General features: G+C 63.6%; 20 protein-coding genes and 1 pseudogene. 10 read left to right on the top strand and 11 right to left on the bottom strand.

All coding sequences use genetic code 11. The features are described 5' to 3' along the window. Positions 1-13: 13 nt before the first annotated feature. From AT700_RS23120 to AT700_RS23145, 6 genes are all read right to left on the bottom strand, one after another. Entirely contained in the window at positions 14-253 is a 240-nt protein-coding gene (locus tag AT700_RS23120; protein ID WP_003094334.1) for a BolA family protein, read from the bottom strand. A gap of 116 nt (positions 254-369) precedes the next feature. Continuing rightward, positions 370-678 carry an STAS domain-containing protein gene (locus AT700_RS23125; RefSeq protein ID WP_003094335.1) on the bottom strand — a complete coding sequence of 103 codons (309 nt, stop codon included), beginning with the start codon at positions 676-678 and terminating at the stop codon, positions 370-372. Further along, complete coding sequence (locus AT700_RS23130) at positions 675-1,322, bottom strand: MlaC/ttg2D family ABC transporter substrate-binding protein (protein WP_003094337.1); 648 nt, start codon at positions 1,320-1,322, stop codon at positions 675-677. Before AT700_RS23130 ends, AT700_RS23125 begins: the two co-directional genes overlap by 4 nt. A gap of 11 nt (positions 1,323-1,333) precedes the next feature. Then, a complete protein-coding gene (mlaD, locus tag AT700_RS23135) occupies positions 1,334-1,807 on the bottom strand; it encodes an outer membrane lipid asymmetry maintenance protein MlaD (RefSeq protein ID WP_003094339.1) in 474 nt (157 codons plus the stop codon). Further along, entirely contained in the window at positions 1,808-2,605 is a 798-nt protein-coding gene (gene mlaE, locus AT700_RS23140) for a lipid asymmetry maintenance ABC transporter permease subunit MlaE (RefSeq protein WP_003094341.1), read from the bottom strand. Then, a complete protein-coding gene (locus AT700_RS23145; protein ID WP_003094343.1) occupies positions 2,605-3,414 on the bottom strand; it encodes an ABC transporter ATP-binding protein in 810 nt (269 codons plus the stop codon). The genes mlaE and AT700_RS23145 overlap by 1 nt, the downstream gene beginning before the upstream one ends. 413 nt (positions 3,415-3,827) lie before the next feature. On the opposite strand from AT700_RS23145, the gene kdsD reads away from it, so the two are divergent. The 10 genes from kdsD (at position 3,828) to AT700_RS23195 (ending at position 10,914) form a co-directional block, all read left to right on the top strand. Beyond that, on the top strand, positions 3,828-4,808 hold the full coding sequence (gene kdsD, locus AT700_RS23150) for an arabinose-5-phosphate isomerase KdsD (RefSeq protein ID WP_003094347.1): 981 nt from the start codon (positions 3,828-3,830) through the stop codon (positions 4,806-4,808). After that, a complete protein-coding gene (locus tag AT700_RS23155; RefSeq protein ID WP_003098849.1) occupies positions 4,808-5,347 on the top strand; it encodes a KdsC family phosphatase in 540 nt (179 codons plus the stop codon). Before kdsD ends, AT700_RS23155 begins: the two co-directional genes overlap by 1 nt. An 8-nt stretch (positions 5,348-5,355) precedes the next feature. Further along, positions 5,356-5,928 carry an LPS export ABC transporter periplasmic protein LptC gene (gene lptC, locus AT700_RS23160; RefSeq protein WP_003094353.1) on the top strand — a complete coding sequence of 191 codons (573 nt, stop codon included), beginning with the start codon at positions 5,356-5,358 and terminating at the stop codon, positions 5,926-5,928. After that, on the top strand, positions 5,915-6,442 hold the full coding sequence (lptA, locus tag AT700_RS23165) for a lipopolysaccharide transport periplasmic protein LptA (RefSeq protein WP_003120916.1): 528 nt from the start codon (positions 5,915-5,917) through the stop codon (positions 6,440-6,442). The genes lptC and lptA overlap by 14 nt, the downstream gene beginning before the upstream one ends. Further along, entirely contained in the window at positions 6,442-7,167 is a 726-nt protein-coding gene (gene lptB, locus AT700_RS23170) for an LPS export ABC transporter ATP-binding protein (RefSeq protein WP_003094355.1), read from the top strand. Before lptA ends, lptB begins: the two co-directional genes overlap by 1 nt. A 225-nt stretch (positions 7,168-7,392) precedes the next feature. After that, positions 7,393-8,886, top strand: a complete 1,494-nt coding sequence (locus tag AT700_RS23175; RefSeq protein WP_003094357.1) for an RNA polymerase factor sigma-54 — start codon at positions 7,393-7,395, stop codon at positions 8,884-8,886. Between the two features lie 77 nt (positions 8,887-8,963). After that, entirely contained in the window at positions 8,964-9,272 is a 309-nt protein-coding gene (hpf, locus tag AT700_RS23180) for a ribosome hibernation-promoting factor, HPF/YfiA family (RefSeq protein ID WP_003094359.1), read from the top strand. Positions 9,273-9,285: 13 nt separating this feature from the next. Continuing rightward, positions 9,286-9,750 (top strand): PTS IIA-like nitrogen regulatory protein PtsN, encoded by a 465-nt coding sequence (gene ptsN, locus AT700_RS23185; RefSeq protein ID WP_003098853.1) that lies wholly within the window; start codon positions 9,286-9,288, stop codon positions 9,748-9,750. 1 nt (position 9,751) lies between these two features. After that, on the top strand, positions 9,752-10,612 hold the full coding sequence (gene rapZ / locus AT700_RS23190) for an RNase adapter RapZ (RefSeq protein ID WP_003094361.1): 861 nt from the start codon (positions 9,752-9,754) through the stop codon (positions 10,610-10,612). A 29-nt stretch (positions 10,613-10,641) separates the two neighbouring features. Continuing rightward, positions 10,642-10,914, top strand: a complete 273-nt coding sequence (locus AT700_RS23195; protein ID WP_003094362.1) for an HPr family phosphocarrier protein — start codon at positions 10,642-10,644, stop codon at positions 10,912-10,914. Between the two features lie 96 nt (positions 10,915-11,010). On the opposite strand, the gene AT700_RS23200 is transcribed toward AT700_RS23195, so the two are convergent. The 5 genes and pseudogenes from AT700_RS23200 to AT700_RS23220 form a co-directional block, all read right to left on the bottom strand. Beyond that, entirely contained in the window at positions 11,011-11,943 is a 933-nt protein-coding gene (locus tag AT700_RS23200) for a ZIP family metal transporter (protein ID WP_003123303.1), read from the bottom strand. An 18-nt stretch (positions 11,944-11,961) separates the two neighbouring features. Then, a pseudogene (locus AT700_RS23205) lies at positions 11,962-12,572 on the bottom strand (superoxide dismutase). A 12-nt stretch (positions 12,573-12,584) separates the two neighbouring features. After that, positions 12,585-13,034: a hypothetical protein gene (locus AT700_RS23210; protein WP_003094369.1), complete on the bottom strand. Its 450-nt coding sequence runs from the start codon at positions 13,032-13,034 to the stop codon at positions 12,585-12,587. A 28-nt stretch (positions 13,035-13,062) separates the two neighbouring features. Next, positions 13,063-14,439: a class II fumarate hydratase FumC gene (fumC, locus tag AT700_RS23215; protein ID WP_003098863.1), complete on the bottom strand. Its 1,377-nt coding sequence runs from the start codon at positions 14,437-14,439 to the stop codon at positions 13,063-13,065. Continuing rightward, complete coding sequence (locus AT700_RS23220) at positions 14,432-14,827, bottom strand: hypothetical protein (RefSeq protein ID WP_003094374.1); 396 nt, start codon at positions 14,825-14,827, stop codon at positions 14,432-14,434. The genes fumC and AT700_RS23220 overlap by 8 nt, the downstream gene beginning before the upstream one ends. Positions 14,828-14,931 lie beyond the last annotated feature (104 nt).

Below are 14,931 nucleotides of genomic sequence, written 5' to 3' on the forward strand. Positions count from 1 at the left end.
ATCCCCCGTGGGCTCAGGAACGCTCGGCCCAGGCGGCGCGGCTGAAGAATTTCATGGTGACGGCATGGATGCTGCCATCGGCGATCCAGGCGTTCAAATGGGCGTAGACCTGCTGCTGACGCTTGACCGGGCTCTGGCCGGCCAGTTCGTCGCTGATCAGATTCAGTTGGAAATTGCACCCTTCGCCCTCGACTTCCACCTGGGTGCCGGGGAGTTTTTCCTGGAGAAGGCTCTTAACGTCTTCGGCCTGCATGCTCAACCTCAATCGGGCGCCCTACGCGCACGGTCGGCCATCATACAAAAAAGCCCTCCGCCTGCGAACCCCAGGAAGGGACGCGCAGACGGAGGGCCGCTCGTTCCGCCGGCCGGTCATTCCTGCAAAGGCAGGATCTCCAGAAGGCTGCTGACCTTGGCAATCTCCCGCATGTCGTCCGGCAACGCCCTGACGCTCAGGACCTTGCCGGCCTTGCGTGCGTCGCGCATGAAGGCCAGCAACAGGGAAATGCCCACGCTGCTGGAGCGCTCCACCGCCGAGCAGTCGACGACCAGTTCCGCCGCCTGGCTGGCGCGAATCAGCCGACCGCCCTGCTCGCGCAACGCCGGCCCGCTGCTGTAGTCGAGCACGCCGGCGAGCTGCAGTTCGCCGGCCGCGCCTTCGCGCAGGCTGGCCTGGCTCATTTCGCCCCGGCCTCTTCCGCTTTCGCGGTTTCCTTGGCCTTGGCGACCACCTCGCCCCAGCCGGCGATGGTCTTCTCGAGGTCGTTGCGGTTCTTCTGCATGGTGTCGGCGAACTGGTCGCGGAACAGCTTGCCGATGTTGATGCCGTTGATGATCACGTTGCGGACCTTCCAGCCACCGGCCAGGTTGGTCATGGTGTAGGAGACCGGATAGACCGTGCCCTTGCTGTCACGGATCTCCATGTTGACGCTGGCGCGATCGTCGCTCGGCTTGGCCGAACTAGGCAGCACGCGGATGTCCTGGTTGTCGTATTCGAGCAGCGCGTTGCCGTAGAACTGCATCAGGCTGTTCTTGAACACTTCCTCGAAGCGCTTGATTTGCTCGGGTGAGGCCTGGCGCGAGTACTTGACGGTCATCACACTCTTGGCGATGCCTTCGGCATCGACCACCGGCCCAAGGATACGGTCGAGAGTGGCGTAGAGCTTTTGCGGATCGGCCTTGTAGGCGGCCTTGTTGGCCTTGATGTCGGAAAGCAGTTCGTCGACCGTGCCCTGCACCACCTGTTGCGGGGTCGGCGCCGCCATGGAAAGCAGCGGGAAAGCCGCCAGGAACACCAGCAGGCCGCGACGCAGAAGAGTCAGCATGGAAGAAAACCTCACTTTTTGGCTTCGTCTTTGTTAACCGAGTTCAGCAGGAACTTGCCGATCAGGTCTTCCAGCACCAGCGCCGACTGGGTGTCGTGGATGGTGCTGCCGTCCTTCAGAACGTCCTCGTCGCCGCCGACGCTGATGCCGATGTATTTCTCGCCCAGCAGGCCGGCGGTCAGGATCGACGCCGTGGAATCGACCGGCAGGTTGTTCACGTTCTGGTTGATCTCCATGGTCACGCGACCAGTGTAGCTGTCGCGATCCAGGTCGACCGCCGTCACCTTGCCGATCGTCACGCCGGCCAGGGTGACCTTGCCGCGCACGGTAACACCGGCGATGTTGTCGAAGTAGGCGTAGACCTTGTAGGTATCGCCGGCGTTGCCCACGCTCAGGCCGCTGACCCGCAGGGCCAGCAGCAACAGGGCCAGCAGGCCGGCCAGGAGGAACAGGCCGACACCGATTTCCAGGGTGCGGGTTTGCATTCAGAAATCTCCAAACATCAAAGCAGTCAGAATGAAGTCGAGCCCCAGCACCGCCAGGGAGGCATAGACCACGGTCCGGGTCGTCGCCCGGCTGATTCCTTCCGAGGTCGGCTCGCAGTCGTAGCCTTGGTAGACCGCGATCCAGGTCACCACGAAGGCGAATACGATACTTTTGATCACGCCGTTGAGCACATCCTCGGTGAACTGCACGCTGTTCTGCATGTTCGCCCAGAACGACCCCTCGTATACGCCCAGCCAGTCGACCGCGACCATCGCCCCACCCCAGATGCCGACCACGCTGAAGATCGCGGCGAGCAGCGGCATGGAGATGAAACCGGCCCACAGGCGCGGCGCGACGATGTACTTGAGCGGGTCGACACCGATCATTTCCAGGCTGGAAAGCTGTTCGGTGGCCTTCATGTTGCCGATTTCCGCGGTAAGCGCAGAGCCGGCACGGCCGGCGAACAGCAGGCCGGTCACCACCGGCCCCAGTTCGCGCAGCAGGGTCAGGGCCACCATCTGCCCGACCGCCTGCTCGGAACCATAGGAAATCAGGATGTTGTAGCCCTGCAGGGCCAGCACCATGCCAATGAACAGGCCCGAGACGACGATGATCGCCAGCGACAGCACGCCTACCGAGTAGAGTTGCTTCACCAGCAGGTGCAAACCGGTGCCTGGCGTGCGCCGGCCGAGCAGGGCGTGGCCGAGGAACAGGGTCGAGCGGCCGAGCGCGGCGACCACGTCCAGGCCGGCGCGGCCGAACAGCCGGATACGTTCGAGGGGAGAGACTCTACGCATCAGCGCTCTCCCAGCAGGTCGGCCCGGTAGTCGCGGGCCGGATAATGGAACGGAACGGGACCATCCGGGATTCCCTTGACGAACTGGCGGATACGAGGATCGTCGGTTTCCTTGAGGACGTCCGGCGTCCCGTGGCCAAGTACCCGGCCGTCGCCGACGATATAGATGTAGTCGGCGATGCTGGCGGTCTCGGCCAGGTCATGGGAAACCACGATGCTGGTGATGCCGAGGGCATCGTTGAGCAGGCGGATCAGGCGCACCAGGACGCCCATGGCGATCGGATCCTGCCCCACGAACGGCTCGTCGTAGAGCAGGATCTGCGGGTCCAGGGCGATCGCCCGGGCCAGGGCGACGCGGCGCTTCATGCCGCCGGAAAGCTCGTCCGGCATCAGTTCCACGGCGCCGCGCAGGCCGACGGCCTGAAGCTTCATCAGGACGATGTCGCGGATCATCTCTTCCGGCAGCTGGGTATGCACGCGCAGCGGAAACGCGACGTTCTCGAAGACGTCGAGATCGGTGAACAGCGCCCCGCTCTGGAACAGCACGCCGAACTGCTTGCGCATGTCGAACAGGTCGCCGCGCGAAAGCTGCGGCAGGTTCTGCCCGTTGACCCAGACCTCCCCCTTCGAAGGACGCAACTGGGAGGCGATCAGCCGCAGCAACGTGGTCTTGCCGCAACCGGACGGGCCCATGATGCCGGTCACCTTTCCGCGCGGGATACGCACATCGATGTTGTCGAAAATCGCCCGCGATCCGCGCTTGAAGGTCAGGCCCTTCAACTCGACCGCGTAGGCACTATCGGTGCTCATCAGGACTCCTTGCGATGCGACCCGTCCATGCTGGACGCCTTGCCCCGTTGCAAAGGCACGCATCCCGGAGGGGTCGAATGGGCGCGGACTATAGCACTGCGGCGGGTTCTGGCCCAAGGCCTGGCACCGTGCCGTTCAGCTTGGATTCAGCTTGTTCGGAGCGTTCTCTCAGCCCTTTAGGACATATCGCACACTTCAGGTTCACTACGGACAGAAAAAAATCGCGTCGACGTCGAATATATCGACATTTATGCAGTCATAGCGCGGAGTGCAGATAACGGCGGCGTAACAGAGCATTGCAGTCCATACAACATTGCGCCGCGGGGGATGCGGACCGACTTCACAGCATGGCTGGTGTAAGCGGGGCACGCTTTCCCGTTATAATCCCGCCTTTAATCCAGGCGCCACATTCGTTGAACATGAGCCAGAACCTCGATTTCATCCATTCCGCCCAGCGCACCATCGGCCTCGAGCGCGACGCGGTAGACAGCCTGCTGGCGCGGATTGGCGACGATTTCGTCAAGGCCTGCGAACTGCTGCTGGCCGGCAAGGGCCGGGTCGTCGTCGTCGGCATGGGCAAGTCCGGTCACATCGGCAAGAAGATCGCCGCTACCCTGGCCAGCACCGGCACCCCCTCCTTCTTCGTGCATCCGGCCGAGGCCAGCCATGGCGACATGGGCATGATCACCAAGGACGACGTGGTCCTCGCCCTGTCCAACTCCGGCTCGACTGCCGAAATCGTCACCCTGTTGCCTCTGATCAAGCGCCTGGGCATCACCCTGATCAGCATGACCGGTAACCCCGAGTCGCCCCTGGCCAAGGCTGCGGAAGTGAACCTGGACGCCAGTGTCGGCCAGGAAGCCTGCCCACTGAACCTGGCCCCGACCTCCTCCACCACCGTAACCCTGGTCCTCGGCGACGCCCTGGCGATCGCCCTGCTCGAAGCCCGCGGCTTTACCGCGGAAGACTTCGCCTTCTCGCACCCGGGCGGTGCGCTGGGCCGCCGACTGCTGCTGAAGGTGGAAGACGTCATGCACGTCGGCGAAGGGCTGCCGCAGGTGCTGCTCGGCACCTCGCTGACCGGCGCGCTGATGGAAATGACCCGCAAGGGCCTGGGCATGACCGTAGTGCTCGACGAACATGGCAAGCTTGCCGGCATTTTCACCGATGGCGACCTGCGTCGCGCCCTGGATCGGGGCATCGACGTCCGCCAGGTCACCATCGACCAGGTGATGACCGTCCACGGCAAGACCGTCCGCGCCGAGATCCTCGCCGCGGAAGCCCTGAAGATCATGGAAGACAACAAGATCGGCGCACTGGTAGTGGTCGACGCGGACGACCGTCCGGTCGGCGCCCTGAACATGCACGACCTGTTGCGCGCAGGAGTGATGTAATGAGCGATACCCATTCGGCCGCGGAACTCCCGGTCCGGGCCAGCCGGATACGCCTGGCGATCTTCGACGTCGACGGCGTGCTGACCGACGGCAAGCTGTATTTCCTCGTCGACGGCAGCGAGTTCAAGACCTTCAACACCCTGGACGGACATGGCATCAAGATGCTCATCGCCTCCGGCGTGCGCACCGCCATCATCACCGGCCGCGACACTCCGGTGGTCGAACGGCGCGCGCGCAACCTGGGCATCCAGCATCTCTATCAGGGCCGGGAAGACAAGCTCGCCGTCCTCGACGAACTTCTCGGCGAACTCGGACTAGGCTATGAGCAAGTCGCCTACCTTGGCGACGACCTGCCCGATCTGCCGGTGATCCGCCGCGTCGGCCTGGGCATGGCGGTAGCCAGTGCCGACCCGTTCGTGCGCCAGCATGCCCATGGCGTCACCGCGGCCCGCGGCGGCGAAGGCGCCGCCCGCGAGTTCTGCGAACTGATCATGCGCGCCCAGGGTACGCTCGAAGCCGCCCAGGGCGCCTATCTGTAGAGCCGACCATGCCGAAGACACTACGCCAGAAACTGCTGCTCGCCCTGATCGCCCTGTTGCTGATCGTCGCGGGCTACTACTGGAACGTCGGGCTCGAGCTGTTCAACGAACAGCCGACCCGCCCCGGCCAGGACAACACCATCGACTACTATGCCGAGAATGCCCATAGCCTCCAGTACCAGGAGGACGGCAGCCTCGACTACGAGATGACCGCGGTGAAGCTGGAGCACCAGAAAGCCACGGACATCACTTTCGTCACCACCCCCGACCTGCTGCTCTTCCGTGGCAACGTGCAACCCTGGCACATCCAGAGCGCCCGCGCCGAAGTCGGACCGAAAGGCAAGGAGGTCGAACTCATCGACGACGTGCGCGTCGCACGTACCGATGCCAAGGGCCAACCAAGCATCCTGACCACCACTCGGCTGACCGTATTCCCCGACAAGAATTATGCACAGACCGAGCAAGCCGTTAAAATCGACGCGGCCAATGGAGTGACGACGGCTGTTGGAATGAAAGCGTATCTGAAAGACAGCCGGATGCACCTGCTGTCCAACGTAAGAGGTCAGCATGAGGTTCGTTAATACCCTCCCCCTTATTTTCGGTCTGACTGCCGCCCTCGGCAGCTCCATGGCCTTGGCCCTGCCTTCGGACCGCGAACAACCGATCCGCGTCCAGGCCGACAGCGCCGAACTGGACGACAAGCAGGGCGTCGCGGTCTACCGCGGCGACGTCGTGGTGACCCAGGGCAGCACCAAGCTGACCGGCAACACCGTGACCCTGAAGCAGGACAAGAACGGCGACATCGAGGTCGTGACCTCGGTCGGCAAGCCTGCCTACTACGAGCAGAAACCCGCTCCGGACAAGGACGTGACCAAGGCCTATGGCCTGACCATCCAGTACTTCGTCACGCAGAACCGGGTCGTGCTGATCGACCAGGCCAAGGTGATCCAGGAAGGCAACACCTTCGAAGGCGAGAAGATCGTCTACGACACCCAGCGCCAGATCGTCAACGCGGGTCGTGCCACCGGCTCCCAGGTGACCAGCCCGCGCCCGCGCATCGACATGGTCATCCAGCCGAAGAAAAAGGCCCAGTAATGGCAACGCTCAAAGCCCAGCACCTGGCCAAAAGCTATAAAGGCCGGCAAGTCGTCCGCGACGTCAGCATGTCCATCGATAGCGGGCAGATCGTCGGCCTGCTCGGTCCGAACGGTGCCGGCAAGACCACCTGCTTCTACATGATCGTCGGCCTGGTCCAGGCCGACCAGGGCGTGGTCCGCATCGACGAGCAGAACGTCACCCACCTGCCGATGCACGGGCGCGCCCGGGCCGGCATCGGCTACCTGCCGCAGGAAGCCTCGATCTTCCGCAAGCTGTCGGTATCCGACAACATCATGGCGATCCTCGAGACCCGCAGCGACCTCGATCGCAACGGTCGCAAGGAAGCCCTGGAAGGCCTGCTGCAGGAATTCCACATCCACCACATCCGCGACAACCTCGGCATGAGCCTGTCCGGCGGCGAACGACGCCGGGTGGAAATCGCCCGCGCCCTGGCCAGCGCGCCGAAATTCATCCTCCTCGACGAGCCCTTCGCCGGCGTGGACCCGATCTCGGTCGGCGACATCAAGCAGATCATCCATCACCTCAAGGCGAAGGGTATCGGCATCCTCATCACCGACCACAACGTCCGCGAGACCCTGGACATCTGTGAAACGGCGTATATCGTCAATGATGGGCAGTTGATCGCGGAGGGGGATGCCGAGAGCATCCTCGCCAACGACCTGGTCAAGGAAGTCTACCTGGGGCACGAGTTCCGCCTCTGAAGAAATCTCCTAGCGCGCCCTCCGGCCTCGCCGGAGCGGTTCCGCTCGCCCGCGGTTTCGCAACCGCGAGTGCCGCCTGGAGCGGATGATTTATTCAGAGCAACCCTAGGCAAAGTACGAAAATTCAGGCATATAATTTGCTTCCTGGCGGTGCCGCCACCTCGGCACCCGTAGTAGTGGATGGTGCCATCCGGTACCAGCGAATAAGGTACTAAGCCCTCAGCCATGAAACCATCGCTAGTCCTCAAGATGGGCCAGCAGCTGACGATGACGCCGCAGCTGCAACAGGCCATACGCCTCCTCCAGCTATCCACCCTGGACCTCCAGCAGGAAATCCAGGAAGCGCTGGAATCCAATCCCATGCTCGAACGCCAGGAAGACGGCGACGATTTCGACAACAGCGACCCTCTCGCCGATGGCGCCGAACAGGCGGCCAGCGCGCCCCAGGAGAGCCCTCTCCAGGAAAGCGCCACGCCCAGCGTCGAAAGCCTCGACGACGACCAGTGGAGCGAACGCATACCCAGCGAGTTGCCGGTGGATACCGCCTGGGAAGACATCTACCAGACCAGCGCCAGCAGCCTGCCCAGCAACGACGATGACGAATGGGACTTCACCGCGCGCACCAGCAGCGGCGAGAGCCTGCACAGCCACCTGCTCTGGCAGGTCAACCTGGCACCGATGTCGGACACCGATCGGATGATCGCGGTGACCATCATCGATAGCATCAACAACGATGGCTATCTCGAAGAGTCCCTCGAAGAAATCCTCGCCGCCATCGATCCGGAACTGGACGTCGAACTCGACGAAGTGGAAGTCGTGCTGCGCCGCATCCAGCAACTGGAACCCGCCGGCATCGGCGCCCGCAACCTGCGCGAGTGCCTGCTGCTGCAACTGCGCCAGTTGCCGTCCACCACGCCCTGGCTGAACGAAGCGCTGCGCCTGGTATCCGACTACCTCGACCTGCTCGGCGGCCGCGACTACAGCCAATTGATGCGGCGCATGAAGCTCAAGGAAGACGAACTGCGCCAGGTCATCGAGCTGATCCAGTGCCTGCATCCCCGGCCCGGTTCGCAGATCGAATCGAGCGAAGCCGAATACATCGTCCCCGACGTCATCGTGCGCAAGGACAACGAGCGCTGGCTGGTCGAGCTGAACCAGGAGGCGATGCCGCGCCTGCGCGTCAACGCCACCTACGCCGGCATGGTCCGCCGCGCCGACAGCAGCGCCGACAATACCTTCATGCGCAACCAGTTGCAGGAAGCCCGCTGGTTCATCAAGAGCCTGCAGAGCCGCAACGAAACGCTGATGAAGGTCGCCACCCAGATCGTCGAGCACCAGCGCGGTTTCCTCGACTACGGCGAAGAAGCCATGAAGCCGCTGGTCCTGCACGACATCGCCGAAGCGGTGGGCATGCACGAATCGACCATTTCGCGGGTCACCACGCAGAAATACATGCATACGCCGCGCGGCATTTTCGAGCTGAAATATTTCTTTTCAAGTCACGTCAGTACCGCCGAAGGCGGGGAATGCTCGTCCACCGCGATCCGCGCGATCATCAAGAAACTGGTGGCCGCGGAAAATGCGAAAAAGCCATTGAGCGACAGCAAGATCGCTGGTTTACTGGAGGCACAGGGCATTCAAGTGGCTCGCCGCACCGTCGCCAAATACCGCGAATCCCTGGGCATAGCCCCTTCGAGCGAGCGCAAGCGACTGGTGTGACGTTGATCCACGCCAAGGTGTTCCGGAGGCAGGTTGCTAACCTGCCACTTACACACGGGCAACAAGGAGAACGCGGTATGCAAGTCAACATCAGTGGCCATCAACTGGATGTGACCGACGCCCTGCGCGACTATGTCGGCGAGAAACTGAGCCGTCTGGAGCGCCATTTCGACAAGATCACCAATGTTCAGGTGATCATGGAGGTCGAGAAACTGAAGCAGAAGATCGAAGCCACCCTGCGCATCGCCGGTGGCGAGATCGTAGCCAATGCGGAACATGAGGACATGTACGCGGCCATCGACCTGCTGATCGACAAACTCGACCGTCAACTGATCAAACACAAAGAGAAGTATCTCGAACGGCAGCAAGGCGTAGGCGCCCGCTGATCTCCCCTCCCCTATGATCCGACTTGAGCAAATCCTGACCCCCGGCCGTTCCCTCGTGAACGTGCCGGGCGGCAGCAAGAAACGCGTACTCGAACAAATCGCCAACCTGGTAGCCAGGGAGCTGCCGGAGTTCGACGCCCAGACCATCTTCGAAAACCTGGTGGCCCGGGAAAAACTCGGTTCCACCGGCTTCGGCAATGGCATCGCCATTCCGCACTGCCGCCTGTCTGGCTGCCAGAGCCCCATCAGCGCCGTGCTGCACCTGGATGCTCCCGTGGACTTCGACGCGCTGGACGGCGCGCCGGTCGACCTGCTCTTCGTCCTGCTGGTACCGGAGGCCGCGACCGAAGAACATCTCGAACTGCTCCGGCAGATCGCCGCCATGCTCGACCGTGCCGACGTACGCGACCGCCTGCGCAGCGCTCCCACCGCCGAAGCGCTTTATCAGATCGTGGTAGACGTACAGAACGGGCAATGACATGCGCCTGATCATCGTCAGTGGCCGCTCGGGCTCGGGCAAGAGCACCGCCCTGAACGTCCTCGAAGACAACGGCTTCTATTGCATCGACAACCTTCCCGCCAGCCTGCTTCCCGACCTGGCGCAGCGCGCCCTGTTGCACACGGAGCTACTGCAGCCACAGGTGGCGGTGTCGATCGACGCCCGCAACCTGCCCAGCCAGTTGCAGCGCTTCCCCGAACTGTTGCAGGAAGTGCGGGACAACCACATCAACTGCGATGTGCTGTATCTCGACGCCGACGACGAGACGCTGCTCAAACGATTCTCGGAAACCCGCCGGCGCCACCCGCTGACCACCGACACCCGTTCGCTGGCGGAGGCGATTGGCGACGAGAGCCAATTGCTCGGACCGATCGCCGACCTCGCCGACCTGAAGCTGGACACCACCAGCCTCAACCTCTATCAGCTGCGCGACACCATCAAACTGCGCCTGTTGAACAAGCCGGAGCCCGGCACCGCGTTCCTCGTCGAATCCTTTGGCTTCAAGCGCGGCATGCCAGTCGACGCCGACCTGGTGTTCGATGTGCGCTGCCTGCCGAACCCCTACTGGAAGCCCGAGTTGCGCGATCATTCGGGGCTGGAGCCGGAAGTCCGCGAGTATCTGGCCGCCCAGCCGGACGTCGAGGAAATGTACCAGGACATCGTCGGCTACCTGAACAAATGGCTGCCGCGCTTCGCCGCCAGTAACCGCTCATATGTAACAGTTGCGATAGGCTGTACCGGCGGGCACCATCGTTCGGTCTACCTCGCCGAGCGGATTGGCGCTGCACTCAGGGATTCCCTGAAGAACGTGCAGATTCGCCACCGCGATCTCAGCAGCTAGCCCATAACAAGAAGGACAGACTCCCCAAGATGCCCGCCCTCGAGATCACCATCATCAACAAGCTCGGTCTGCACGCCCGCGCGGCGGCCAAGTTCGTCGGCGTCGCGGGGCGCTACCCTTGCCAGGTCCGGGTCGGCCGCAATCCTGAAAGCTGCGTCGACGGCAAGAGCATCATGGCCGTGATGATGCTGGCTGCCGGCAAGGGCACCAACCTGCACCTGCATACCGAAGGCGAACAGGAAGACGAGGCGTTGAACGCGCTGGTCGAACTGATCAACAACAGGTTCGACGAGGGCGAGTAGGCTCTTCCCAGCGACAACGAAAAAGCCGCCAACTGGCGGCTTTTCCTTTCCGGCGATTGCGGCCGGCGTCAATTCAGCGCGGGTCGGATGAATCCCCTAGCCCAGCGCGGTATCCAGCACCATCATCAGGCAGAAACCGAACACCAGGCCCAGCGTAGCCTCGGCGGCATGTCCCTGGCGGTGGGACTCGGGAATGATCTCGTGGGTGACCACGAAGAGCATCGCTCCCCCCGCGGCGGCCAGCCCCCAGGGCAGGAGCAGCGCGGAGAGGCCGACCAGCCAGGCGCAGAGCACCGCGAACAGCGGCTCGACCAGGCCCGACGCGGCACCGACCAGCATCGCCTTGAAACGCGACATACCGACTCCGGCCAGCACCAGCGCCACCACCAGACCTTCCGGCACATCCTGCAGAGCGATGCCCAGGGCGAGGCCGTTCGCCTCGTCCAGGCCGGCACCGGCCGACACGCCAACCGCCATGCCTTCGGGGATGTTGTGCAGGACGATGGCCGTGACGAACAGCAGGATGCGCGGGGGAATGCCACCGGACAGTGGCGCGCCCTCGCAACCGGGATGGACGTCCGGCATCAGCCGGCCGAGGATGAACAGCCCCATCACGCCGACCGCCAGGCCGAAGCTGACCAGGAACCCCGCGCCGAACTTCGAGTAGCCGAGGTCGCCGGCCGCGGATAGCGCCGGCATGATCAGCGAGAAGGCCGTCGCCGAGAGCATCACGCCGGCACCGAAGCCCAGCAGCGCATCCGACAGGCGCGCCGGCATGGTCTTCACCACCAGCACCGGCATCGCCCCGAGAGCGGTACCGAAGGCACAGAGCAGGCCGCCTTTCAATGCCAGCACGATGGGCGCCGGCAGGTTGAGTTCGGCCAGCAACAGCGCGTGGCGGCCGAGCAGGTAGCCGCCGCCGATGAAGATCAGCAGGCCCAGCAGGTTGCGCAGCGTCCGCCCGTTACCTTCGGCGATGCCATGGAGCAACGCCTTCATCGCCGCACCGCCAGGCTGCCGGCCAGCCATCTCGCATCACGGGTAACACTAGGCCAGGGCTTGCGCATAGCGACGCGCGACCTCCCGCCAGTCGATCACGTTGTAGAAAGCGCCGATGTATTCCGGGCGGCGGTTCTGGTACTTCAGGTAATAGGCGTGCTCCCATACGTCCAGGCCGAGGATCGGCGTATTGCCGTTCATCAGCGGGCTGTCCTGGTTGCCGCTGCTCTCCACCAGCAAGCTGCCCTGGGGAGTCACGCTGAGCCAGGCCCAGCCGCTGCCGAAGCGGGTCAGCGCAGCCTTGGTGAACGCATCCTTGAACGCCTCGAAGCCCCGAGCTGCTCATCGATGGCCCGCCCCAGGTCGCCATCGGGACGGCCACCGCCCTGGGGCGACATCACGGTCCAGAACAGCGAGTGGTTGGCATGCCCACCGCCATTGTTGACAACCGGGGTGCGCAGCTTCTCCGGCAGACCAGCCAGTTGCCGCAGCAGACTTTCCACCGGCTGCTCGGCATAGGGCGTGCCTTCCAGCGCGGCGTTCAGGTTGTTCACATAGGTCTGGTGGTGCTTGCTGTGGTGGATCTCCATGGTCAGCGCATCGATGTGCGGTTCCAGGGCATCGTAGGCGTAAGGCAAGGGCGGCAAGGCGTGGGGCATGGAAACTCTCCGTCAGTGATAGCGAAGTGAGGGGGGCGGAGCGAGGAACTCGGGTCGGACCTCCGCGTTCGGCGGTCCCTTGAGCAGGCGCTCGGTGCGCGGATAGGCACCGTGTTCGCCGATGAACGACAGCAGTTCGACATAGGTGCGCCGGCTGTGATGCTGGGCCGCCTGGCGCAGGGCCAGCGGCAGCTTCTGGTCGGCGCTGACCCGCAACAGGCGCTCGTGGCAGGCGCACAGGTATTCTGCGGTCTCCTCCGGTTGCTCCAGTTGCAGGTGCAAGTCGGCCAGGTTGTGATGGGAAATCACGAACGCCATCACCGCCTCGTCGGCGTCGCCCCAGCGTTCCAGCAGCACCTGGGCCAGGGCCAGGGCATGGAGGTAGTGCTCACGCGCATCGATCAATGCGCCGGTGACGAAACAGCGGTTGCCCTGTTCGATCGTTCGTTGCCAATGACGCATGGCGGTACCTCCAAGTGGTGGGGCGGCCTCAGAGGCCGCCAGCCGTGAGTTTTTCCGGATCCAGCAACACCTCCAGGCGCGCACGGTCCAGATCGGTGTTTTCCAGCGCCACATCGATGATCGGCCGTCCCTCGCGATAGGCCTGCTTGGCGATTTCCGCAGCCTTCTGGTAGCCGATGATCGGGTTCAGCGCAGTGACCAGGATCGGGTTGCGCGCCAACGCCTCGCTGAGCTTGCCCTGGTTGACCTTGAAGCTGGCGATGGCCTTGTCCGCCAGCAGCCGGCTGACGTTGGCCAGCAACTGGATGCTGTGCAACAGGTTGTCCGCCACCAGCGGCAGCATCACGTTCAGTTCGAAGTTGCCCGATTGGCCAGCGACGGCAATGGCGGCGTCATTGCCGATCACCTGGGCGGCGACCATCGCGGTGGCCTCCGGGATCACCGGGTTGACCTTGCCGGGCATGATCGAGGAGCCTGGTTGCAGCGCTTCCAGCTCGATCTCGCCGAGCCCGGCAAGCGGCCCGGAGTTCATCCAGCGCAGGTCGTTGGCCAGCTTCATCAGGGTCACGGCCAGGGTCTTCAACTGGCCGGACGCAGCGACCGCGGTGTCCTGCGAACCGATCAGGGCGAAGAAGTCGTCGCCGGGGCGGAACGCCAGCCCGGTCAGGTCGTTCAGCTCCTGGCTGAAACGTTCGGCGAACCGAGGATGGGCGTTGATCCCGGTGCCCACCGCGGTGCCGCCCTGTGCCAACTGCTGCAAGGCAGGAAGTACGCTCTCGATGTGCACGCCGGCCTGTCGCACCTGCTGCGCCCAGCCACCGAGCACCTGGCTCATGCGTACCGGCATCGCATCCATCAGGTGGGTGCGGCCGGTCTTCACATAGGCATGCACTTCGCCGGCCTTGCTCTGGATAGTCTGCTCCAGGTGGCGCAGCGCCGGCAGCAGGCGTTCGCTGATCTCGAGGGCGGCACTGATGTGGATGGTCGAGGGAATGATGTCGTTGCTGCTCTGCCCGCAGTTCACATGGTCGTTCGGATTGACCTTGCCGCCCAGGCGACGACTGGCCAGGGTCGCCACCACTTCGTTGGCGTTCATGTTGGAACTGGTGCCGGAGCCGGTCTGGAACACATCCACCGGGAAATGCTGCATGAAGTCCTCCTGCAGCAGTTGCAGGCAGGTCTCGGCGATCGCCTCGCCCATCGGTGCATCCAGTTGCTGCAGGGAGACGTTCGCCCGCGCCGCCGCGGCCTTGGCCAGCAGCAGGGCGCGGACGAAGGCCTGGGGCATGCGTTGGCCGCTGACCGGGAAGTTGTTCACCGCGCGCTGGGTCTGGGCGCCATAGAGGGCGGTCGCCGGGACCGCCAGTTCGCCCATGCTGTCGCGTTCGATGCGGGTGTCAGTCATCTTGGTTTCCTTGTTGCGGGTGATCGAAGCTCATCGACGGCGCCAGGTCCTGCCTGGCCATTCGTACGGAGAGCTGGCGCAGCCGGCGTCGCTGGCTGCCGTTGGTGGTCAGTCGCTGAAGTTCGCAGAGGGGCCGGTAGGCGTAGTCGAGGCAGAGGCTGCGCCAGTGCCAGGGCAATATCGGATCGCGACCGGTATCGAGCAGGAGGTTGTAGGCTTTCTCGAACAGCGGCCAGGCGGCCACACCTTCCCAACCGGCGAGATAGCGCGCCTCGCCGAGGTACTGGTCGAGCAGGCGCGGTTCGTCGGGATCGAGCGCGCAGCGGATCTGCGTGCCCAGCCAGTACCAGTGATCCAATGCTTGCGGGTCGTGCGCCTCGAAGGACATGGCAACCTCACCAGACGATAATGAGATTGATTATTGTTTTCTTCTTGGCAAAAGACAAGCATGGTCCCCATAGAGGCGGACAATTGAACAGGCGGAAACGAAAA

The organism is Pseudomonas aeruginosa (genome assembly GCF_001457615.1).
In the GTDB taxonomy this organism is placed as follows: domain Bacteria; phylum Pseudomonadota; class Gammaproteobacteria; order Pseudomonadales; family Pseudomonadaceae; genus Pseudomonas; species Pseudomonas aeruginosa.

Coding starts and splice junctions, on each gene's coding strand:
- AT700_RS23210 (WP_003094369.1), bottom strand. CDS start 13,034: ATGCGTCATTGGCAACGAACGATCGAACAGGGCAACCGCTGTTTCGTC.
- ptsN (WP_003098853.1), top strand. CDS start 9,286: ATGATCCGACTTGAGCAAATCCTGACCCCCGGCCGTTCCCTCGTGAAC.
- AT700_RS23120 (WP_003094334.1), bottom strand. CDS start 253: ATGCAGGCCGAAGACGTTAAGAGCCTTCTCCAGGAAAAACTCCCCGGC.
- mlaD (WP_003094339.1), bottom strand. CDS start 1,807: ATGCAAACCCGCACCCTGGAAATCGGTGTCGGCCTGTTCCTCCTGGCC.
- AT700_RS23145 (WP_003094343.1), bottom strand. CDS start 3,414: ATGAGCACCGATAGTGCCTACGCGGTCGAGTTGAAGGGCCTGACCTTC.
- AT700_RS23125 (WP_003094335.1), bottom strand. CDS start 678: ATGAGCCAGGCCAGCCTGCGCGAAGGCGCGGCCGGCGAACTGCAGCTC.
- lptB (WP_003094355.1), top strand. CDS start 6,442: ATGGCAACGCTCAAAGCCCAGCACCTGGCCAAAAGCTATAAAGGCCGG.
- lptA (WP_003120916.1), top strand. CDS start 5,915: ATGAGGTTCGTTAATACCCTCCCCCTTATTTTCGGTCTGACTGCCGCC.
- hpf (WP_003094359.1), top strand. CDS start 8,964: ATGCAAGTCAACATCAGTGGCCATCAACTGGATGTGACCGACGCCCTG.
- AT700_RS23220 (WP_003094374.1), bottom strand. CDS start 14,827: ATGTCCTTCGAGGCGCACGACCCGCAAGCATTGGATCACTGGTACTGG.
- AT700_RS23195 (WP_003094362.1), top strand. CDS start 10,642: ATGCCCGCCCTCGAGATCACCATCATCAACAAGCTCGGTCTGCACGCC.
- fumC (WP_003098863.1), bottom strand. CDS start 14,439: ATGACTGACACCCGCATCGAACGCGACAGCATGGGCGAACTGGCGGTC.
- AT700_RS23200 (WP_003123303.1), bottom strand. CDS start 11,943: ATGGCTGGCCGGCAGCCTGGCGGTGCGGCGATGAAGGCGTTGCTCCAT.
- mlaE (WP_003094341.1), bottom strand. CDS start 2,605: ATGCGTAGAGTCTCTCCCCTCGAACGTATCCGGCTGTTCGGCCGCGCC.
- rapZ (WP_003094361.1), top strand. CDS start 9,752: ATGCGCCTGATCATCGTCAGTGGCCGCTCGGGCTCGGGCAAGAGCACC.
- lptC (WP_003094353.1), top strand. CDS start 5,356: ATGCCGAAGACACTACGCCAGAAACTGCTGCTCGCCCTGATCGCCCTG.
- AT700_RS23130 (WP_003094337.1), bottom strand. CDS start 1,322: ATGCTGACTCTTCTGCGTCGCGGCCTGCTGGTGTTCCTGGCGGCTTTC.
- AT700_RS23155 (WP_003098849.1), top strand. CDS start 4,808: ATGAGCGATACCCATTCGGCCGCGGAACTCCCGGTCCGGGCCAGCCGG.
- AT700_RS23175 (WP_003094357.1), top strand. CDS start 7,393: ATGAAACCATCGCTAGTCCTCAAGATGGGCCAGCAGCTGACGATGACG.